We start from the raw sequence: 20720 nt of genomic DNA, 5'->3' as shown, positions 1-20720 counted from the left end.
CGAAATCAATGCCCCCTTCTAAGAAGGGGGATTTTTACTCTGCTGGTTTTTCGGTTTTACCGGCCAACATTGCCAGAAACGCATAGCGTTTTTGCAAGTCAGCGGCAGCCTCTTTCCAGAGCTGTCCGGCCACTTCCGGTTGCTGCGCGTTCAGGCGGCGAAAGCGCTGTTCTTTAAGCAGCGTTTCGGCCAGCGTATCCGATGGCGGACGGGAATCCAGAGACAGCGGCAGCTTACCCGCATCGGCGCGACGTGGATCGAAACGATACAGCGGCCAGAAGCCGGTGGCGGTAAGCTGGCGCATCTGATCGTGGCTAAGCGCCAGATCATAACCGTGCTCTACGCACGGGCTGTAGGCGATAATCAGCGAAGGGCCGGGATAGGCCTCCGCTTCCTGAATCGCTTTCACCGCCTGGTTAAGCTGTGCGCCCAGCGCAATTTGCGCGACATAGACGTGGCCGTACATCATTATGTTTACGCCAAGATCTTTACGCGCCTTACGCTTGCCCTGTTCGGCAAATTTCATAACGGCGCCGAGCGGTGTCGCTTTTGACGCCTGACCGCCGGTGTTGGCGTAGCATTGGGTATCCAGCACCAGAACATTAATGTTTTCGTTCAGACTCAGTACGTGGTCAAGCCCGCCGTAGCCAATGTCGTAAGCCCAGCCGTCGCCGCCGATAAGCCAGATAGATTTTTCAACCAGCGCGTCGGCGTCGCGCGCCAACTGTTGCGCTTGCGGTCGGTCAATGTCGGCCAGCGCGTTGCGCAATTGAGCAACCTGAGCGCGTCGCTGCGTGACGGTCGCCTGCGTGCGCAACTGTGCCAGCAGCCCGGCAGGCAGCTCGTCTGCCAGTTCAGTTAGCAAGCGATGCACGCGCGCGGCGTGCTGGTTGGCTGTCAGGCGAAAGCCCAGCCCAAACTCCGCGTTGTCTTCAAAAAGCGAGTTCGCCCAGGCCGGGCCGCGACCATGTTCGTCGGTCGTCCACGGCGTAGAGGGCAGGTTACCGCCGTAAATTGACGAGCAACCGGTCGCGTTCGCCACCATCATGCGATCGCCATAAAGCTGCGTCAGCAGCTTAATATAGGGCGTTTCACCACAGCCGGAGCAGGCGCCGGAGTATTCAAACAGCGGTGAGATCAACTGCGAAGTGCGTATATCAATGCGCTCAAGCGAATCGCGGTCTCTTTGCGGTAGCCCAAGAAAGAAGTCGTAGTGCGCTTTTTCTTCCTCAACATGCTCCAGGCGCGACATCATATTGATGGCCTTGATATCCGGATTTTGTCTGTCTTTGGCCGGACAGACTTCCACACATAAATTACAGCCCGTGCAGTCTTCCGGCGCGACCTGAAGTATATATTTCTGGCCGCGCATATCGCGTGATTTTACCTCCAGCGAAGCAAGCGATGCGGGGGCGTTTTCCATATCCTGCGGCTGTACGACTTTAGCGCGAATAGCGGCGTGCGGGCAGGCGGCCACGCAGTGATTGCACTGGGTACACAGATCCGGCTTCCAGATGGGGATCTCGTCGGCAATATTGCGCTTCTCCCAGCGCGTGGTGCCTACCGGCCAGGTGCCGTCCGGCGGCAGCGCGGAGACGGGCAGCGCATCGCCAAGGCCCGCCAGCATGGCGGCCGTCACGGTTTTTACAAATTCCGGCGCGCTGTCAGATACCACGGGCGGGCGAGTATGACTTGTACTGCAAACCTCGCCGAGCGGCACTTCATGGAGTAATTCGCGCGCCAGCGCCAGCGCCTGCCAGTTGCGCTCCACCAGCGCCTGTCCCTTGCTGCTGTAGCTGCGGGCTGCGGCATTTTGTAATTCCTTAAGCGCGCTGTCGCCAGGCAGGATGTTGCTAAGCTGGAAAAAGGCCATCTGCATTACGGTGTTAATACGCGCGCCCAACTGACATTCCCGGGCGATCTTCGTCGCGTTTATCACCCAGAGCCTTGCCCGGCGGGCGCGTAATTCGGCCTGCATCTCCTGCGGCAGCCGTTCCCATACGTCGTCAGGATCGTAGGGCGTGTTGAGCAGGAAAATACCGCCCGGCTTCAGGCGTTCGGCCATCGGGTATTTGTCGGTGAACTGGAGCTGGTGGCAGGCAACAATATCGGCCTGCTTGATCAGATAGGCGGACTGAATAGGCTGCTCGCTTACGCGCAAGTGTGATACGGTCAGGCCGCCCGCTTTTTTTGAGTCATAAACGAAATAACCCTGAGCATACCAGGGGGTGGCGTTACCGATGATTTTAATGTTGTTTTTGGTTGCCGAGACGGTGCCGTCGCTGCCAAGACCGTAAAACAGGGCTTCAAGCTTCGCCCGTGCAGGCAGCGTATTGGGCTGAAGCGGCAGCGAAAGGTTCGTGACATCGTCGTAAATGCCGACGGTAAAACGCGGCTTTGGTTTTTCCGCCTGAAGCTCGGCAAACACCGCAAAGACGCATTCCGGGCCAAACTCTTTTGATGACAGACCGTAGCGGCCGCCGATCGTGCGCGGCATTATTTCACGTTCGCCGTTGCTAACGGCTTCTGCGAGCGCGGCCATCACGTCAAGATGCAGTGGCTCGGCCAGCGCCCCCGGCTCCTTGGTTCGGTCGAGCACGGCGATAGCGCGCGTGCTTTGCGAAAGCGCGTCCAGCAGATGGCGGGCGGAGAAGGGGCGATAGAGACGTACTTTCAGCACGCCCACTTTTTCGCCGCGGGTTAACAATTCATCCACTACTTCTTCACAGGTGCCAATCGCGGAGCCCATCAGAATAATCACGCGCTCGGCCTGCGGATGGCCGTAATACTCAAACGGTTTGTACTGGCGGCCAGTGGCGGCGGCGAAGTCGTTCATGGCCTGTTCAACGTGATCGTATACTGCGTTGTACCAGGGGTTTGTGGCCTCGCGGGACTGGAAGTAGGTATCCGGGTTTGCAGAGGTGCCGCGAATAACAGGATGTTCCGGGTTGAGCGCGCGTTCACGGTGAGCGTCGATGGCCGCCTGCGGCATTAATTTACGCAGCGTATCATCGCAAAGCGGGGCGATTTTATTGATTTCGTGCGAGGTGCGAAAACCATCAAAAAAGTGGATAAACGGGACACGGCTATTGAGCGTCGCCATTTGAGAAATTAACGCGAAATCCTGGGCTTCCTGCACGCTGGCGGCGCACAGCATGGCGCAACCGGTTTGGCGTACCGCCATAACGTCGGAGTGATCGCCAAAGATTGACAGCGCATGGGTGGCGACCGTGCGCGCAGCAACGTGCAAAACGAAGGGCATAAGCTGCCCTGCGAGCTTATAGAGCGTCGGGATCATCAAAAGCAGACCCTGCGACGAAGTATAAGAGGTGGAGAGGGCGCCGCTGTGTAACGCGCCGTGCACGGTGGCGATGGCGCCGCCTTCAGACTGCATCTCCACGACCTGCGGCACGTCGCCCCAAATATTTTTCACCCCATTGACGGACCAGGCATCCGACTGCTCGGCCATAGCGGAACTGGGGGTAATGGGATAGATGGCGATGACTTCGCTGGTACGAAACGCCACAGAAGCTACCGCAGCATTACCGTCGAGTGTGATCATAAAAAACGCCCCTTGCATTGCTCACAAGAAAGCTTCTGCGCCGAGGCAGAAGCCGCGCTGTATGCTTTTAATTGTAGAGGACGATTCTGACAGAAAACGGGGAGCGATATTTTTCTGTTTGTGTCCTGGCGTACGGCGCGCCTGTAGGTGACGTTGTCACAAAAACGCCTTGTCTTATCGTCGCTGAAATAAAAATAGCTTCGGCATAACAAAAAATGACGGTTTATTGCTCGACGTCCGGCGCTGCGCTGCCTATCATTCATTCGTTTTGTGTCACGGGCAATGAGGGGGAAATAAACGATGCGTAAAGGATTTCTGACGGGCGCGGTCGTCGTTATGTTAAGCGCCTGCAGTAGTGAGCCGCCCCAGCAGGCAACCGCGGCTCATGTTACGCCGGGAATGCGTGTAGCGATGACTGACAGAGGGCAGGCGAACTGTTCAATGATTGGCGGCACGCTGTCGATAGCGCGCCAGTTGGATGGCTCGGTAAAGGGAATGTGCGCATTGCCGAACGGCAAACGCTGTAGCGAAAGCGCGCTTGCCTCCGGGCGTTGCGGGAATTACTGAACGAGATCAGCCAGGGTATAAACCAGCGTATTATCAGCGTCTTTCAGCGTTAATTGTTTGTCGCTGAGGCTAATCCGCGCTCCGTTGTTGAGCATTGTGCCAATTATCTTATCCAGGGCGTTGAGCTGTGGTTCGGCGCACATCATGCGGGTAGAGGCCATGCCGTCCACTTTTAGTATGTCGCCCGTTAATTTACCCTGGCCCATAAAGCGATTGCACATTGCGCCTGATACGTGCAGGTTCTCGCCAAAGCTGATTTCCGGCTGGCGCGCGGGCTGGTTTAACTCGCCCAGCGGGCTGCCGTTGACGCTCTGCAACACGTAGCGGTGATGCTGTAGCCGCTCGGCGCCGATCTGCGCATTATTCATTGTTCCTGTACAGCCGCTTATTGCGGCGGCGGCTAGCATCAGGGCGGCAAATTTTTTCATTGTTTCTCCATACGCGTTAGCAAATTAATTCCATTCGCTTTAATAAAAAGTATGACAGCGCTGTAACCCGCTGTCTTTGCGGCGCAGTCCGAAAAGGCGCAGGCGCTCCATGCATTATATCAGTTGGTTGGGGCACGTTTCGCCTTTGGCTAACTGACTGAGATTTTGCAAAGTTGTCCGGGATATACTGGTTAGCGCCTCGGCGGTGAGAAAAGCCTGATGGCCGGTGAACAATACGTTGTGGCAGGCGGACAGGCGGCGAAATATGTCATCCTGAATAACGTCGTTGGATTTATCTTCAAAGAATAAATCACGTTCGTTTTCATAAACATCCATGCCGAGGGAGCCAATTTTTTGCGTCTTGAGCGCCTCGATTGCCGCCTGAGAATCAATAAGGCCGCCCCGGCTGGTATTAATAATCATCACGCCTTCTTTCATTTGCGCAAATGCGCCGGCGTTCAGCATGTGATAGTTTTCCTGCGTCAGCGGGCAGTGTAGCGAAATCACGTCTGACTGGGCAAACAGCGTTGGCAAATCAACGTATTCGACGCCCAGATCCAGCGCAACCGCGCTCGGATACGGATCGAACGCCAGCAGGCGCATGCCAAAACCTTTAAGAATGCGCAATGCCGCCACGCCGATTTTACCGGTGCCGATAACACCTGCGGTTTTGCCGTGCATGGTGAAGCCAGTGAGGCCCTCAAGCGAAAAGTTGGCGTCGCGGGTGCGCAGCCAGGCGCGGTGAATACGGCGATTAAGACACATCATCATCCCAATGGCGTGTTCGGCGACCGCTTCCGGCGAATAGGCGGGCACGCGTACAACCTTCAGCCCCAGCGCTTTAGCCGCATCAAGATCGACATTGTTAAAGCCTGCGCAGCGTAGGGCGATAAAACGTACGCCGTGTTTTTTCAATTCTTCGAGCACCGGGCGGCTGGCGTCATCGTTCACGAAAATACATACGCCATCGCAGCCGTGAGCGGTACGGGCCGTTTTTTCCGTTAATAAAAAGTCGAAAAAGTCGAGTTCATGGCCATAATCGCTATTCACGCGCTCCAGATACTTTTTATCGTATTGCTTTGTGCTGTATACGGCTATCTTCATGATATTTCCCTCGCTTATTCTGATAAAACACTATCACCGTTCATTTTGACTTACAATTACCACGCTTGCGGCATAATGCGTCATTGCTCTTAGTGTAGGTCAGGGACGTTTGCGCCCGGCGATTAACTTCAACCGATCAAACAATCGTGGCAAAATTGGCGCTTCTTCCAGCCTGAAACAACGCTGCGTCAGGATATTACCGGCCCATGAAGGGTAAATATAAAGCCGCCGTCGCGCTACTACTGTTGCTGATTTTATTACCACTCACGCTAATGTTGACCGTGGCGCAATGGCTGCCAACGCTGGCGGGCCTCTGGCTGCCGAAAGGGACGCGGATCGCCATAACTTCCGGTCCGCGTCTGATTCATGGCGCGCTGCAACTTCCCGATCTGCGCTATCTTGCAGGTGACTGCGAACTGGCGAAGGTGCAAAACGCCGCGCTTAGCCATCCGAGCCGCTGGTTTTTGCACATTGATACACTCAGGCTTAACCCTGACTGCATCAGCCAGATCCCCGCCAGCGACGCACCGGCGACCGCTCCGCGCACGCTCGCCCAGTGGCAGGCGATGCTGCCGCGTTCGTGGATAAGCGTAGATACCTTGTCGCTTACCTCGTGGCCGCAGTATGCCGGCGCGCTGAGGCTTGACCTTACGCCTGAACGTCAGCGGCTGGATTTTCGCGGTAATGCGCTGAATCTGAACGCCGTTATGAACGGTCAGGCGCTCACGGTTAAACAGCTAAGTATTGATGTGCTGCCCGGACAGGCGCCCGTTACCCTCGCCGGAGATATTACCCTGCCGCTGGTGCCGGGCGGTTTACCGACGCAGGGGCGCGTAAGCGCCAGATTTCATTTACCACAGGCGCCGCGCGTGGCTGATGCCGAGCTTGTCTGGCAGGGCAATAGCGGACAACTGCTGATTTTTTCGCCCGACGATGCTGAGCCGCTGCTCGATGCGCCCTGGACGCTGACGGCAAACCGTATCGCCATTAGCGATAGTCGCTGGCGTTGGCCATATGCCGGGTTTCCCCTGAGCGGACGCCTGAATATTTATGCCGACGACTGGCGAAATGGGCTGGATAACATGCAGCTTCGCGCCCGACTCAGCGTGCTGACCCAGGGCGAAGCAGGTAAAGGAAACGCGGTGCTTTCGTTTGGGCCGGGCAGGCTTAGCCTGACTAACAGCGATATGCCGCTGCGCGTGACCGGCGAGGCGAAGCTGGCGCAGATGATCTTTTATGCTACTTTGCCCGCCACCCTGCATGGGGCGTTAAGCGACCTGAAACTACGTTTTTCTCCCGGCGCGCTGCTGCGTTCGCGCGGGCAGGTCATTGATTCGCTCAGTATTGATGAGGTGCGCTGGCCGCTTGCGGGCGTCAATGTGACGCGACGCGGCGTAGTCGGGCGCCTGCAGGCTATCCTGCGCGCGCATGAAAACGACATGGGGCATTTTACGCTGCACCTTGACGGCCGGGCCCGCCATTTTTTCCCGGATGCCGGTTTATGGACGTGGCGCTACTGGGGCGATGGCGCGTTCACGCCAATGCAGGCGCGCTGGGATGTTAAAGGCAGAGGGGAGTGGCGTGATAATACGATTCGTCTGTTGGCGCTGTCTACCGGCTTTAACCAGCTTCGCTACGCCGGCGTGGCGGTGGACGCGCCGCGTATTGATCTTAGCGTGCCGCTAATATGGCAGCGTGATGAAAAAAGGCCAACCTTTACCGGCGCGCTGACGCTCACGGCGCGGAACACGCGCTTTAGCGGCGCAGGGAGCCTGCCGCCAGCCACGCTGAATGTTTCGTTAAGCGGGCGCGATCCAACGCAGTTTAACTGGCGCGGCGCGTTACGGGCAGGGAAGATTGGCCCGGTTCGCCTTCAGGGGCGCTGGGATGGTGTACGCCTGCGTGGCGAAGCCTGGTGGCCGAAACAGACGTTAACGGTGTTTCAGCCGATGCTTCCTGCGGATTTGAAACTGGCGCTGAAGTCTGGCGCAATGCACGCGCAGGTTGCGTTTTCCGCCGCGCCCGGGCAGGGGCTGGAGGCCGGCGGGCACGGCGTGATCAGGGGAGGCAGCGCCTGGCTGCCGGGTAGCCAGGTTAACGGTGTTGATTTCGTGCTGCCATTTCGCTACGTCGGCGGCGTGTGGCGCTTTGGCACCCACGGCCCGGTGCGACTGCGTATTGATGAAATCCGCAGCCAGACGGTGGCGCGGAATTTCCGTGCCTCGCTTCAGGGCTGGTATCCGTGGAGTGAGGCGCAACCGCTGCTGCTCAGCGATGTCAGCGTGGATGTACTTGGCGGCGTTATCGCCATGCGGCAGTTGCGTATGCCGCAGCGTGACGCGGCGCTGTTGCGGTTGCAAAATCTCTCCTCAAGCGAGCTGATAACGGCGCTTAAACCAAAGCAGTTCACGCTTTCCGGGCGTATCAACGGCGCATTGCCGCTGTGGTTTAATCATCCTGCGTGGATAATAAAAAACGGCTGGTTAACCAACCCCGGCCCGCTGACGCTGCGACTTGATAAGGATATGGTGGATGCTATCGTGCGCGATAATATGGCGGCGGGCGCGGGGATGAACTGGCTGCGCTATGTTGAAATCGCGCATTCATGGACGGATATCAATCTGGATAACCTTGGTCAGTTAACGATGAAATCAAGCCTTGCCGGCACTGCGCGGGTGGAGGGGAAAAGCGGCGATATTAAACTGAATTACTCGCACCAGGAGAACGTGTTTACGCTGTGGCGCAGCCTGCGTTTTGGCGACAATCTACAATCCTGGCTGGAACAGAATATGACTCTGCCTGCGCCATGCGCCGGGCGTGCCTGTAAGGAGCAATAATGAAGCGTCAAGCGGCGGTAGTGCTGGCGGCAGCGGCATTCTGGCTTAGCGGCTGCACGCCGCGTATTGAGGTGGCGGCGCCAAAAGAGCCGGTGACTATCAATATGAACGTAAAAATTGATCATGAAATCCATATTAAAGCAGATAAAGACGTGGAGACGCTGCTTAAAAATCGCAGCGATCTGCTTGATGAGGAGGGACAATAAAAAAGCCGTTAGCGCCGCTGTTGGCCGGTATACCTGGCGTAAGCCATGCATTCCGGGTTGCGCTTGTCGCGCAGCTTGCGAACCAGAAGCTGGCCCTTCGCGCAAAGCCGGGGGGAGGTTGTTCGCGGTATTGTGGTTATGAATAAATTTTGCGCAATGCCGTGTTATTTCTGAGGCGGAAAACGGCGGGCTTTCGGTTTATCAGGAATGCGCGCGCGTCTTTTATGCAAGTCCTGGATATGCGCACCCGGCGAGCGCTACGGCCGGTCTGTTACAGGCGTAGAAAACGGTAAATCGCTTTAACAGCGGCAGGTTAATTAAACTGAAAATCGCAGGCTAATCCTTATATCCGTCTCGCCGGATAAGCTTTTCCCAATACCTGTCCTGAGCGTAGAAACCCACCATTATATGAGCGCGCTATGAAAATTACGCCGATAGTGGACAGGGTTAACAGGCGGCATCTTTCCTGTCTTATGGCATGGCGGCCTGCCTGGCCGATTATTAAAATTATGCGCGATGTTTTTATGAGATATTAATAGGAGTATTAATATTTTTCTTAAATTTTATTATTTAAGAAGAAATACTTTTCCTACTTTACCCAATTTCATCCTTCTGTTCTAATAGTCAGACTACCGGGGTATGTCGGCTTTTCACAGCGTTCCCCTGTTGATTGTAAAAATACCGCGCCAACCGGCCGGCATACTGTTTTGCGTGAATCTGACGCGTGTAATGAGATAATTACGTAACAGCATTTTCCTGCCTGTAGTTTGACTTCAGACGGGTATCAGCTTTGTCGATTTCGTCTGTCGTAACAGGCAGAATTTTCTGACGTAACGGTATCTGAATAAACGTTGCGCCAACGCGTCATTTTGATATCAGGCCTTTTAGCGGGGCGCAGGCTTATAGCCCTGGGGCTATAGCGTTACTAAGCTTTATTAGGACAATAGATATATTGGTATGGATATCGTAAAACATAGATGGGCAACAATACTGTGTGCCGCCCTGTTTTACCCGCAGTTGCTGTGGGCCGGGGAATATAAAGCTGTCTGGGTCGATGCTGAAGGTAAGCATGAAGTGGTCATTGCTACTTCAAGGCAGCAAAATTCGCTCAATATGACAGGTTCAGAGCTGCTCAACGGCAAAGCGCGCTGGCGTTTGCAGGATAAAATAGATAGCTGCCCGGCGCAGAGCGAGGTAAAAGTTTTCCCCGGCGCGTTTGATGTGGCGGATGTTTTTGGTGATAAAAACAATGTCCTTCTCTTTTCATATCGCCTTTCCTGCCTCGGCGAGCTGGAGCCTGGCGTGATTAAATATCTCGCTTTCTATAAAGGCAAACGTTATGAGCTAAAAGGCCTGGAAACGTTACGTATAGCCGATTATGCCTACGGCGGCGAAAAATCGCCTCAGGCCAGCCGCGCGCTCAGGCAGAATAAGAAGCTTTATGATTATATGATGTCAAAATGGAAAAACGCATCGACAACGGTAATTCGCTAGCCGATAGGCCGGAAAAGATAAGGCGTTAACCGTGCTCAGGTTGTCAAACGTCCGGGCTGAATAATTTCGGTCCGAAATACCAGTAATCCTATACAGCGATATTTGGCTGTTAACCTCAAAAGAGGGCGGAACTCCATTTTGCCCTCTTTGTTTGATGCGATCAGGCCGTGACAATCGCATCGATAGCGGCTTTGGCATCGCTTTGCGCTTTACCGGCAATCTCCGGCCCCATCGCCACGCCTTCAGCGAAAACAAAATTAACGTCAGTGATGCCAATAAAACCTAAAAATAGCTTCACGTAGGGCGTTAACAGATCGCCTGGGCCATCCTTATGTATGCCGCCGCGGCTGGAGATGACCAGTGCGCGTTTGCCGGTCACCAGGCCTTCCGGCCCCTTATCGGTATAGCGGAAGGTTACGCCTGCGCGAGCTATCAGGTCAAAATAGGTTTTCAACTGCGTCGGAATAGTAAAATTATACATCGGCGCGTTAATCACGATAATATCGTGCGCCTTCAGTTCGGCAATCAGCGTGTCGGAGAGCGCCAGCGCTTCTTTCTGGCGCGGTGTGAGCTGGGCGTCGGAAGGGCGCATGGCACCGACCAGTTCGCCGTCCAATACCGGTATCGGGTTGGCCGCCAAATCGCGTATGGTAAACTCATCGGCGCTGTGCTTTTCACGCCATTGTTCAATAAAATAGTCAGAAAGTTGGTTGGACTGAGAGTAGCCTGCCAGGATGCTGGATTTAAGTACTAATACTTTACTCATTATGAATTCCTTACGTGGTGTCGCGAGCCTGTGAGTTGCATACAAGCGATGTTATTCACAATTTTGTTACAGTGAAAGCGCAATATATCGAAGCCCCTGTTCGAATTTATTGAACAAGGCAGTTAACGGCGCAATATGGTAAGCTACGTATATTCACTTAATATGATTTCTCCGGCAGCCTTATTGCCCTAAAAAACAGAAACATGGAAACGCAAACGCCTACTTTCTCCAGCCTCATCGCGCGCCTTGACGCGCTTATGCTGAGCGATAAAATTCGCTTTAGCCGTCGTCTGCACGGCGCTAAAAAGGTGAAAAATGCCGACGCCCGACGAGCCATTTTCGCTGAGCTTTCGCAGTCGATTAACGCAGCGGCAGAGAAGGTGCTGCTTCACGAGGCATTGCGCCCGGCGATAACTTTCCCTGAACATCTACCGGTTAGTCAGAAAAAACAGCAGATACTGGAGACGGTGCGCGATAACCAGGTCACTATTATTGCCGGCGAAACCGGTTCGGGTAAAACCACCCAGCTACCCAAAATTTGTATGGCGCTGGGGCGCGGTATAAAAGGGCTAATAGGCCATACGCAGCCGCGCCGCCTGGCCGCGCGTACTGTGGCGAACCGCATTGCTGAAGAGCTGCAAACTGAGCCTGGCGGCTGTGTGGGTTATAAGGTGCGTTTTAACGATCGCATAAGCGACAGCACCCAGGTGAAACTGATGACCGATGGTATTTTGCTGGCGGAAATTCAGCAGGACAGGATGCTGATGCAGTACGATACCATCATCATCGACGAAGCCCACGAACGCAGCCTGAATATCGACTTTCTGCTTGGCTATCTGAAAGAGTTGCTTGCGCGTCGCCCTGACCTGAAGGTGATAATCACCTCGGCGACTATCGATCCGCAGCGTTTTTCGCGCCATTTTAATAATGCGCCGATCGTTGAAGTTTCCGGCCGCACCTGGCCGGTTGAAGTGCGCTATCGCCCCGTTGTGGAAGAGGCGCAGGACGGCGAACGCGATCAGCTTCAGGCGATTTTTGACGCTGTGGACGAACTGGGACGTGAAGGGCCGGGGGATATCCTGATTTTTATGAGCGGCGAGCGTGAAATTCGCGATACCGCAGACGGCCTGATGAAACTTGATCTGCCGCATACTGAAATACTGCCGCTCTATGCGCGTTTGTCAACTAGCGAGCAAAACCGTATATTCCAGCCGCACGGCGGGCGACGCATTGTGCTGGCGACGAACGTGGCTGAAACCTCGCTCACCGTGCCGGGAATTAAATATGTCATTGATCCCGGCACCGCGCGCATTAGCCGCTACAGCTTTCGCACCAAAGTACAGCGCCTGCCGATAGAACCCGTGTCGCAGGCTTCGGCGAATCAGCGCAAAGGACGCTGCGGGCGCGTATCGGAAGGTATCTGTATCCGGCTTTATTCCGAAGAAGACTTTCTGTCGCGCCCGGCATTTACCGACCCGGAAATCTTGCGCACTAACCTGGCGTCGGTCATTTTGCAAATGACCGCGCTTGGTCTTGGCGATATCAGCGCATTCCCTTTTGTTGAAGCTCCCGATCGGCGCAATATTCAGGACGGCGTGCGGCTGCTGGAAGAGTTAGGCGCTATTCGCTCCGGTGAAGAGCGCGGCGGCTACCGCCTGACTGAACAGGGGCGTAGCCTGGCGCGCCTGCCGTTAGATCCAAGGCTGGCGCGAATGGTGCTTGAAGCGCAGGCCCAGGGCTGCGTGCGTGAGGCGATGATTATTACCGCTGCGCTGTCAATACAGGATCCGCGCGAACGCCCGCAGGACAAACAGCAGGCGTCGGATGAGAAACATCGGCGTTTTCACGACAAAGAATCGGACTTTTTCGCCTGGGTAAATCTTTGGAATTATCTCCAGGAACAGCAAAGAGTCTTATCCGGTAACCAGTTTCGCCGCCAGTGTCGCGCCGATTTTTTAAACTGGCTGCGGGTACGTGAATGGCAGGATGTTTATACCCAACTACGCCAGGTAGTGAAAGAACTGGGTATCCCGGTTAACAGTGAACCGGCGGATTACCGCGCCGTGCACTGCGCGCTGCTGACAGGCCTGTTGTCGCATATTGGAATGAAAGACGCCGACAAACAGGAATATACCGGCGCCCGCAACGCCCGTTTTTCACTCTTTCCCGGCTCCGGGTTGTTTAAAAAGCCGCCCAAATGGGTTGTGGTGGCCGAGCTGGTGGAAACCAGCCGCCTGTGGGGCCGTATAGCCGCGCGCATTGAGGCAGAGTGGATCGAACCGCTGGCCCAACACCTGGTTAAGCATTTCTATAGCGAACCGCACTGGGAGCGTGCCCGGGGCGCGGTAATGGCGATGGAAAAAGTGACGCTTTACGGGGTGCCTGTTGTGGCGGCGCGCAAAGTCAACTACAGCCATATTGACCCGGCGCTGTGTCGCGAACTGTTTATCCGCCACGCGCTGGTGGAGGGCGACTGGCAGACCCGTCATGCCTTTTTTAAGGAAAATCAGAAGCTGCGCGCTGAAGTGGAAGACCTGGAACACCGGACGCGCCGCCGCGACATCCTCGTTGACGATGAAACGCTGTTTGAATTTTATGACCAGCGTATTGACCATGACGTGGTTTCAGGCCGTCACTTCGATAGCTGGTGGAAAAAAGTCAGCCGGGAAACGCCGGAGCGGCTCAACTTCAAAAAGAGCATGCTTATCAAGGAAGGCGCGGAAAAGGTTAGCCGCCTCGACTATCCAAACTTCTGGCAGCAGGGCAATCTCAGGCTGCGATTGAGCTATCAGTTTGAACCGGGCGCCGACGCCGATGGCGTTACGCTGCATATTCCTCTGCCGCTGCTTAACCAGGTAGAGGAGAGCGGATTTGAATGGCAGGTGCCGGGTATGCGCCGCGAACTGATTGTGGCGCTGATTAAATCGTTGCCCAAACCGCTGCGTCGTAATTTCGTGCCTGCGCCAAACTACGCTGAGGCGTTTCTGGGCCGGGCCACGCCGCTGGCGATGCCGCTGCTGGAAAGCCTGGAACGCGAACTGCGACGGATGACCGGCGTAAGTGTCGAACGAGACGCCTGGCAGTGGGATGCGGTGCCCGAACATCTGAAAATGACCTTCAGAGTGGTTGATGAGCGCAACAAAACGCTGCGTGAGGGCAAGGACCTGGCGGCGTTAAAGCGCGGGTTGAAGGAAAAAGTGCAGGCTACCCTCTCTGCGGTAGCCGACGACGGTATCGAGCAGCGTGGATTGCATATCTGGAGTTTTGGCACATTGCCGCAAAGCTACGCGCAAAAGCGCGGCGGCTATGAGGTTAAAGCCTGGCCTGCGCTGGTGGATGAAAAAGACAGCGTAGCGATAAGATTGTTCGATAATCCGCAGGAGCAGGCGCACGCTATGTGGCGCGGGCTGCGCCGCCTGCTGTTGTTGAATATCCCCTCGCCGATTAAATACCTGCACGAAAAGCTGCCGAATAAAGCCAAACTGGGGCTGTATTTCAACCCTTACGGCAAAGTGCTTGACCTGATTGACGACTGTATCACCTGCGCTGTGGATAAGCTTATCCATGATGCGGGCGGACCGGTGCGCGATGAGGCAGGGTTTGCGGCGTTGCACGAAAAAGTGCGTGCGGAGCTGAACGATACGGTAGTGGATATCGCAAAGCAGGTAGAGCGTATTCTCAGTACGGTGTTTAGCATTAATAAGCGCCTGAAGGGGCGTGTGGATATGTCTATGGCGCTGGGACTGGCGGATATCAAAAACCAGATGGGGGGACTTGTTTATCGCGGCTTTGTTACCGGCAACGGCTGGCTGCGGCTGGCGGACACCCAGCGCTATTTACAGGCGATTGAAAAGCGCCTTGAGAAAATGGCGGTCGATCCCCATCGCGATCGCGCGCAAATGCTCAGAGTTGAACAGGTGCAGCAGGCGTGGCGCGAGTGGCTGAATAAACTACCGCAGGCGCGCCGCGACGATGAGGATGTACAGGCCGTGCGCTGGATGATAGAAGAGTTGCGCGTAAGTTACTTCGCCCAGCAGCTTGGCACGCCATATCCCATTTCCGACAAGCGCGTGTTGCAGGCGATGGAGCAGATTAACGGCTGAAGCGAGGGAATGTCTGTCTGGTTTGCCGGTTTTTTGTGTATGCGGTGAAGCCGGCGGCCGTCGCGCGGTAGACCTGGCCCTTGCGCGCGTCCGGGCGCGGGCACAGGTAGCGTTTTGAGAAAAGGTGATCACAATGTCGATAACGTTTCCTGTTCTTAACAAAGAGACTCGCCAGGCGATAAATACTCTCGGACGCTGGTTGGCGCAGGATGATGTTTCGCCGGCGCCTTGTGTTGCTGCAGACGTCATTATTCTGGCGGGAAATGCCGTTATTCCCACTATTGATGCGGCCTGTCGGTTGGCGGACGCAAGCGAATTACCGCTGGTGATAAGCGGCGGCATTGGGCATTCCACTCCTTTTCTTTATGCCGCCATTGCGCAACATGAAGCTTACAATATTTTATCTACTACGGGGCGTGCTGAGGCGGCAATCCTTGCGGATATCGCACATCATTTCTGGAACGTACCGAAGACGCGAATTTTTACCGAAACGCGCTCCACTAACTGTGGCGAAAATGCCGGCTTTACGCGTGCGTTGCTGGCCGAAAAGGGGCTTAAACCGCAGCGTGCGATTGTTGCGCAGGATCCCGTCATGCAGCGCCGTACGCTGGCGACCTTTGCCCGCGCCTGGCGCGGGCAGCCGGAGGCGGTGCAGTGGTTGGGATACCCCGGGCGGATCCCGGTAGTCCGGGAGGATAAAAACGCGCTTCATTTTGTGGGTGGAGATGAGGGAATGTGGACGATGGAGCGTTATGTAACTTTGCTGCTGGGCGAGATCCCGCGCCTGCGGGATGATGAAAACGGCTATGGCCCGGCAGGGAAAGATTTTATTGAGCACGTCGCTATCCCTGCCGAAGTAGAACGTGCCTGGACGAGGCTTAGCGCCGCCTCGCAGTCTATTAGCGCGCTGCGCCAGCGCGTTGTGTTGTAAAAAAACAGGCTGACCGTTTGCGTCGGCAACGCCGGATACGGTCATTTCTTCCGCTTTCTTCCCCATTCTCTATCTCGCTTATGTAGCGATATTTCTTGGATTTGATCACAAAATTAGCTTTGCGTTGTTACTTTTTAGCCAGCAATTCATGACTCTTTAACAGGTTATTCACCAAGCGCTTTATTAAATTTCACACAGACGCCAGAAGGGAGTACATGATGACTGAACCTGTAAAGCAACCCATGTATATCAACGGTGAATTTGAAGCCTGGGCAGGAGGCTCGTGGATTGACGTTGTGAATCCGGCAACGGAGGAAATACTTTCACGTATTCCGGATGGCGGCGAGCAGGAGGCTGCGCGCGCCATTGATGCCGCCGAGCGCGCGCAGCCCGCCTGGGAAGCGCTGCCGGCTATTGAGCGCGCCGTATGGCTGCGCAAAATTGCTGCCGGTATTCGTGAGCGTGAGCAGGAAATTGCGGCGCTGATTGTGGCTGAAGGCGGCAAAACACGCCAACTGGCGGCAGTGGAGGTGTCATTCACAGCAGACTATCTCGATTATATGGCCGAATGGGCGCGGCGTTATGAAGGGGAGATCATACAAAGCGATCGCCCCGGTGAAAATATTCTCGTTTTTAAACGTGCGCTTGGCGTAGTGGCCGGTATCCTACCGTGGAATTTCCCCTTTTTCCTGATAGCCCGCAAGATGGCGCCTGCGCTGGTAACAGGCAATACTGTGGTTATCAAACCAAGCGAATTCACGCCTAATAATGCGATTGCTTTTGCGCAGATCGTACATGAGACGGGATTGCCGCGCGGGGTGTTTAACCTGGTATTCGGGCGCGGGGAAACCGTGGGACAGGCGCTCTCTGCAAGCCCTAAAGTGGCGATGGTCAGTATGACCGGCAGCGTGGCGGCTGGGGAGAAGATCATGGCGACGGCGGCGAAAAACATCACCAAAGTCAGCCTTGAGCTGGGCGGCAAAGCGCCTGCTATTGTAATGGCTGATGCCGATCCCGGGCTTGCAGTAAAAGCGATTGTCGATTCCCGCGTGATAAATACCGGCCAGGTATGCAACTGCGCCGAGCGCGTTTACGTTCAGCGCGGTATATACGAAGATTTTGTCGCGCGCCTTACCCGGGCGATGCGTGAGGTGAAATATGGCGACCCGTCGCAGCGTGACGATATAGCGATGGGGCCGCTGATTAACGCCGCCGCCCGAACGCGCGTGGCGCAAAAAGTAGCCCGTGCGGTGGAGCAGGGCGCACGCGTCGTGCTTGGCGGCGAGACGCCGCAGGGGCCGGGTTATTTTTATCCGCCAACGCTTTTGGTGGATGTACAGCAGTCTATGGCGATTATCCATGAAGAGACATTTGGCCCGGTACTGCCAGTCGTGGTTTTTGACACGCTGGATGAGGCGCTGGCGATGGCAAACGACAGCGAATATGGCCTTACGTCGTCAATTTATACCCGTGATTTGAACGTGGCTATGAAGGCAATTAAGGGGCTGAAATTTGGCGAAACGTATATTAACCGTGAAAATTTCGAAGCGATGCAGGGGTTCCATGCAGGCTGGCGTAAGTCCGGTATTGGCGGCGCAGACGGCAAACACGGCCTGAATGAGTTTTTACAAACGCAGGTTGTGTATTTGCAATCGTAACGCAGCGCGCCCATAGCCTCTCGCAGCGAGGCAGGGCGCGCTTATTTTGCCGCGTCTGGCGGTAAATAGCGCTCTGCGTTTCCTGTGTCGTCTGTTGCATGTTGCTGTGAATGTTTTATTCAGCGACTGAGAATATAAGAAATACAATATAGGCGGTGATAAAAATTGTTACCTTGTTAAGGTATCGCTTTGCGCCAGGCCGGTCGCTCACTTATGAGCCGCCAGCAGTTAAGACGAGACTGAAAACGGCGCGTAGCGTAGTTTTTTGCCGTCTGGCGCGTGCTGGTTTTGACATTATTCATACCAACGGAAGAAGACAATGATTAAATCACGTGCTGCTGTTGCATTTGGGCCGGGTAAGCCGCTGGAAATTGTAGAAATTGACGTGGCGGCGCCCCAAAAAGGCGAAGTACTGGTGAAAATTACCCATACCGGCGTGTGCCATACCGACGCGTTCACCCTTTCCGGCGACGATCCTGAAGGCGTATTCCCGGCGGTATTGGGGCATGAAGGCGGTGGGGTAGTTGTAGAAGTCGGCGAGGGCGTGACCAGCCTCAGCCCGGGCGATCGCGTTATTCCGCTATACACCGCTGAATGCGGCGTATGCAAATTCTGCACTTCGGGAAAAACCAATCTTTGCCAGGCGGTACGCGGTACGCAGGGAAAAGGCCTGATGCCGGACGGCACCACGCGTTTTTCTTATAACGGCAAGCCTGTTTATCATTATATGGGGACCAGCACGTTTAGCGAATATACGGTGGTTGCTGAAATTTCACTGGCAAAAATAAATCCCCATGCGCCTCTGGATAAAGTTTGCCTGTTGGGCTGCGGCGTAACCACTGGTATCGGCGCGGTACACAACACGGCAAAAGTGAAGCCTGGCGATAGCGTGGCGGTATTTGGCCTGGGCGGCATTGGCCTTGCGGTGATTCAGGGGGCGGTGCAGGCAAAAGCCGGGCGTATTATCGCAATTGATACCAATGCGGAAAAGTTTGCGCTGGCGCAGGAAATGGGGGCGACCGACTGCGTTAACCCGAAAGATTACGATAAACCGATACAGGATGTTGTTGTCGCTATGACCGACGGCGGCGTGGATTTCAGCTTCGAATGTATCGGCAACGTTGATGTGATGCGCAGCGCGCTTGAGTGCTGCCACAAAGGTTGGGGGGAAAGCATTATCATCGGCGTGGCCGGGGCCGGGCAGGAAATCCGTACCCGTCCGTTCCAGCTAGTCACGGGGCGCGTCTGGCGCGGCAGCGCCTTTGGCGGCGTAAAGGGGCGCAGCCAGTTGCCGGGGATGGTGGAAGACGCAATGGCGGGCAGAATTCATCTTGATCCGTTTATCACCCATCGCCTGCCGCTGGAGAGAATTAACGAGGCGTTTGAGTTGATGCATGAAGGAAAATCCATTCGCACCGTCATCCACTTCGGCGATGCGTAATTAACGGGCCGCCGCTGCTGAGCGGCCTTTTCGCCCGTTGGACAGAGATTCGGGTATCGCCGCTGGCGGTATTGTCAACCCGTCGGGCGTATTCGCTATGGTGTAAGTTTACGTTGTTTCATCAAGCGTCAGCCGTAGCTGCGCCTGCGGCTCCATGAGCAATGTAAAGAGCTTCTGTGCAGACAGCTCATGGAGGTTTATTTGCTCAGCGCCGCGCCAGATATGCATCCCGCGCGTTACGCAAAGGCGCAGCCAGGTCATGATAGCGGCCGTCAGCAGCGAACAAACGTGCTGCGTCTGGCTGCATTCCACCCTGGTCTGCGAGGGCGTACAGAGAGCATTAAGGAAGACATTGATATCCGCAGGCGCGACAAGCGCTTCGATGTCGGGCAATAGCCTGGCGGATACGTCGCTGGAGAGGCAAAGGGTTAACGTAGAATTTGTCATGGGGTTATTTTTGATCAAAATCAAAAATAAGAAAATGAATTTTCCTGGTTTTCGCCGTTGATATCAAAAGACGCCGGCGGGGTAAAACACCACTCCTGTACCGCGCTGTCTGTGAAGGCCGAACCATGAAGAAGGCAACAATCAAGATGTACCGTATTCTGGAATCGGGCATCGAGGCCGAATATTTCAATATTATTCTGGAAAACGTCAAGTTCACAACGGTTGCGCCATACTTGTCGCCACCTTGAAACACTCGAATTGTGTTATGAGGCGATTACCTGGAAGTACACGGAGGGTAATATTAACTATCGTGATTCATGGAACGATCGTTGTTGTGCCTGATGACAAAGAGCATAAGGGGGCAAGCGCTTCCTTTGACACAAACGAGGAGAGAAAATGGTTGACTTAACCGCAGAACAGCGACAACTGGCGAAAATGGTTCATGATTATGCCAGCCGGTTTCCTCTGACAGAAAAATGGCGATGCTCTGTTATTGCAGGGCTGTTATGACTATATGGAAGCCTTTAAACGGGTGATGGACAGCGCTTCAAAAAATCCAGATGGGCTACATTTGCCTGCAATACCCTGGATATTTTCGCTTTGCAAAATGGATGGAAAGGCTGGCACTGGGCATTGCAGATGGAGTCATTGAGGTGGCGAAAGATCACTAAAAACCTCGCGCCGGAAATTTCGACGGTTCCGACGTAGAACCCCATAAGAAACTACTGACGTCATTTTTGCCGCCAAAAAGTAGTCGGGACAAGAAAGCGGTGAGCGCCCCCCGACGGGGAGCGCTTTTCTGGCGAAAACGCCAGAAGCGGCTGGCGTTACTTCACTACCGCCTGTCTGGCGTCTTTGTACACTTCCGCGACGGCTACAAAGTTCGGCCCGTGTTCGCGTGCGGCGATAATTCTGTAATACTGGCCGCCTTTATCATCAGCAAGTTTGGACAGCTTGTTATGAAGATCGCTTGGGGAGGAGACGGTGCCGCCGGAGGTGGAGACGTTCACATTACCCAGCGAAGTCAGTTTGAAATGATCTGCTTCATCTTTAGAGATTTGCGTTGCAGCAAATGCGCTAAAGGAGACAGCAGACATCATAACGCAGGCAATTAAGGCTGTTTTTTTCATCACTGAAGCATCCTTGTTTGATAAACGAAATAGCGGTCACGCGGAC

The 20720-nt window shown here is 54.9% G+C and carries 14 protein-coding genes and 2 pseudogenes; 10 read left to right on the top strand and 6 right to left on the bottom strand.

Annotated features, from left to right (window positions below; genetic code table 11):
* Positions 1 to 34: 34 nt before the first annotated feature.
* Entirely contained in the window at positions 35 to 3562 is a 3528-nt protein-coding gene (gene nifJ, locus JJB97_RS09650; RefSeq protein ID WP_238713811.1) for a pyruvate:ferredoxin (flavodoxin) oxidoreductase, read from the bottom strand.
* Positions 3563 to 3862: 300 nt separating this feature from the next.
* Here nifJ and JJB97_RS09645 point away from each other — a divergent pair, with 300 nt between their 5' ends.
* Positions 3863 to 4129: a putative hemolysin gene (locus tag JJB97_RS09645; protein WP_238713810.1), complete on the top strand. Its 267-nt coding sequence runs from the start codon at positions 3863 to 3865 to the stop codon at positions 4127 to 4129.
* Here the strand turns inward: JJB97_RS09645 and hslJ are convergent.
* Both hslJ and JJB97_RS09635 read right to left on the bottom strand, forming a co-directional pair.
* Complete coding sequence (hslJ, locus tag JJB97_RS09640; protein ID WP_238713809.1) at positions 4123 to 4557, bottom strand: heat shock protein HslJ; 435 nt, start codon at positions 4555 to 4557, stop codon at positions 4123 to 4125. The two genes, JJB97_RS09645 and hslJ, sit on opposite strands and share 7 nt — an antisense overlap.
* A 114-nt stretch (positions 4558 to 4671) precedes the next feature.
* On the bottom strand, positions 4672 to 5661 hold the full coding sequence (locus JJB97_RS09635; protein WP_238713808.1) for a 2-hydroxyacid dehydrogenase: 990 nt from the start codon (positions 5659 to 5661) through the stop codon (positions 4672 to 4674).
* 206 nt (positions 5662 to 5867) lie between these two features.
* Here JJB97_RS09635 and JJB97_RS09630 point away from each other — a divergent pair, with 206 nt between their 5' ends.
* From JJB97_RS09630 to JJB97_RS09620, 3 genes are all read left to right on the top strand, one after another.
* Positions 5868 to 8498: a YdbH family protein gene (locus JJB97_RS09630; protein WP_238713807.1), complete on the top strand. Its 2631-nt coding sequence runs from the start codon at positions 5868 to 5870 to the stop codon at positions 8496 to 8498.
* Positions 8498 to 8704 (top strand): YnbE family lipoprotein, encoded by a 207-nt coding sequence (locus JJB97_RS09625; RefSeq protein WP_238713806.1) that lies wholly within the window; start codon positions 8498 to 8500, stop codon positions 8702 to 8704. Before JJB97_RS09630 ends, JJB97_RS09625 begins: the two co-directional genes overlap by 1 nt.
* 957 nt (positions 8705 to 9661) lie before the next feature.
* Positions 9662 to 10198: a M949_RS01915 family surface polysaccharide biosynthesis protein gene (locus tag JJB97_RS09620; protein ID WP_238713805.1), complete on the top strand. Its 537-nt coding sequence runs from the start codon at positions 9662 to 9664 to the stop codon at positions 10196 to 10198.
* Between the two features lie 160 nt (positions 10199 to 10358).
* Here JJB97_RS09620 and azoR read toward each other — a convergent pair whose 3' ends face one another.
* Positions 10359 to 10964: an FMN-dependent NADH-azoreductase gene (azoR, locus tag JJB97_RS09615; RefSeq protein WP_238713804.1), complete on the bottom strand. Its 606-nt coding sequence runs from the start codon at positions 10962 to 10964 to the stop codon at positions 10359 to 10361.
* 203 nt (positions 10965 to 11167) lie between these two features.
* Between azoR and hrpA the strand changes: the two genes are divergently transcribed.
* From hrpA to JJB97_RS09595, 4 genes are all read left to right on the top strand, one after another.
* Positions 11168 to 15067 carry an ATP-dependent RNA helicase HrpA gene (gene hrpA / locus JJB97_RS09610; protein ID WP_238713803.1) on the top strand — a complete coding sequence of 1300 codons (3900 nt, stop codon included), beginning with the start codon at positions 11168 to 11170 and terminating at the stop codon, positions 15065 to 15067.
* Between the two features lie 133 nt (positions 15068 to 15200).
* Complete coding sequence (locus JJB97_RS09605; protein WP_238713802.1) at positions 15201 to 15998, top strand: YdcF family protein; 798 nt, start codon at positions 15201 to 15203, stop codon at positions 15996 to 15998.
* A gap of 218 nt (positions 15999 to 16216) precedes the next feature.
* Complete coding sequence (gene aldA / locus JJB97_RS09600; RefSeq protein WP_238713817.1) at positions 16217 to 17656, top strand: aldehyde dehydrogenase; 1440 nt, start codon at positions 16217 to 16219, stop codon at positions 17654 to 17656.
* A gap of 322 nt (positions 17657 to 17978) precedes the next feature.
* Entirely contained in the window at positions 17979 to 19097 is a 1119-nt protein-coding gene (locus JJB97_RS09595) for an S-(hydroxymethyl)glutathione dehydrogenase/class III alcohol dehydrogenase (RefSeq protein ID WP_238713816.1), read from the top strand.
* Positions 19098 to 19205: 108 nt separating this feature from the next.
* Here the strand turns inward: JJB97_RS09595 and JJB97_RS09590 are convergent, their stop codons facing one another.
* Positions 19206 to 19544, bottom strand: a complete 339-nt coding sequence (locus JJB97_RS09590) for a hypothetical protein (protein WP_238713801.1) — start codon at positions 19542 to 19544, stop codon at positions 19206 to 19208.
* 86 nt (positions 19545 to 19630) lie between these two features.
* Between JJB97_RS09590 and tssD the strand changes: the two are divergent.
* Positions 19631 to 19886, top strand: a pseudogene (gene tssD, locus JJB97_RS09585) (type VI secretion system tube protein TssD); the annotation flags it as partial.
* A gap of 54 nt (positions 19887 to 19940) precedes the next feature.
* Positions 19941 to 20215, top strand: a pseudogene (locus JJB97_RS18560) (arylsulfatase regulator).
* 156 nt (positions 20216 to 20371) lie between these two features.
* On the opposite strand, the gene JJB97_RS09580 reads toward JJB97_RS18560, so the two are convergent.
* A complete protein-coding gene (locus JJB97_RS09580) occupies positions 20372 to 20674 on the bottom strand; it encodes a YdgH/BhsA/McbA family protein (protein WP_238713800.1) in 303 nt (100 codons plus the stop codon).
* Between the last annotated feature and the right edge of the window lie 46 nt (positions 20675 to 20720).

Source organism: Tenebrionibacter intestinalis, from assembly GCF_016632365.1.
Taxonomy (GTDB): domain Bacteria; phylum Pseudomonadota; class Gammaproteobacteria; order Enterobacterales; family Enterobacteriaceae; genus Tenebrionibacter; species Tenebrionibacter intestinalis.
The sequence above is the reverse complement of the archived record's forward strand: the minus strand, read 5'-3'. Positions and strand labels throughout refer to the sequence as shown.

Excerpts from the sequence above, each read along its gene's own strand:
- nifJ (WP_238713811.1), bottom strand. The coding sequence starts at position 3,562 with ATGATCACACTCGACGGTAATGCTGCGGTAGCTTCTGTGGCGTTTCGT.
- JJB97_RS09645 (WP_238713810.1), top strand. The coding sequence starts at position 3,863 with ATGCGTAAAGGATTTCTGACGGGCGCGGTCGTCGTTATGTTAAGCGCC.
- hslJ (WP_238713809.1), bottom strand. The coding sequence starts at position 4,557 with ATGAAAAAATTTGCCGCCCTGATGCTAGCCGCCGCCGCAATAAGCGGC.
- JJB97_RS09635 (WP_238713808.1), bottom strand. The coding sequence starts at position 5,661 with ATGAAGATAGCCGTATACAGCACAAAGCAATACGATAAAAAGTATCTG.
- JJB97_RS09630 (WP_238713807.1), top strand. The coding sequence starts at position 5,868 with ATGAAGGGTAAATATAAAGCCGCCGTCGCGCTACTACTGTTGCTGATT.
- JJB97_RS09625 (WP_238713806.1), top strand. The coding sequence starts at position 8,498 with ATGAAGCGTCAAGCGGCGGTAGTGCTGGCGGCAGCGGCATTCTGGCTT.
- JJB97_RS09620 (WP_238713805.1), top strand. The coding sequence starts at position 9,662 with ATGGATATCGTAAAACATAGATGGGCAACAATACTGTGTGCCGCCCTG.
- azoR (WP_238713804.1), bottom strand. The coding sequence starts at position 10,964 with ATGAGTAAAGTATTAGTACTTAAATCCAGCATCCTGGCAGGCTACTCT.
- hrpA (WP_238713803.1), top strand. The coding sequence starts at position 11,168 with ATGGAAACGCAAACGCCTACTTTCTCCAGCCTCATCGCGCGCCTTGAC.
- JJB97_RS09605 (WP_238713802.1), top strand. The coding sequence starts at position 15,201 with ATGTCGATAACGTTTCCTGTTCTTAACAAAGAGACTCGCCAGGCGATA.
- aldA (WP_238713817.1), top strand. The coding sequence starts at position 16,217 with ATGACTGAACCTGTAAAGCAACCCATGTATATCAACGGTGAATTTGAA.
- JJB97_RS09590 (WP_238713801.1), bottom strand. The coding sequence starts at position 19,544 with ATGACAAATTCTACGTTAACCCTTTGCCTCTCCAGCGACGTATCCGCC.
- JJB97_RS09580 (WP_238713800.1), bottom strand. The coding sequence starts at position 20,674 with ATGAAAAAAACAGCCTTAATTGCCTGCGTTATGATGTCTGCTGTCTCC.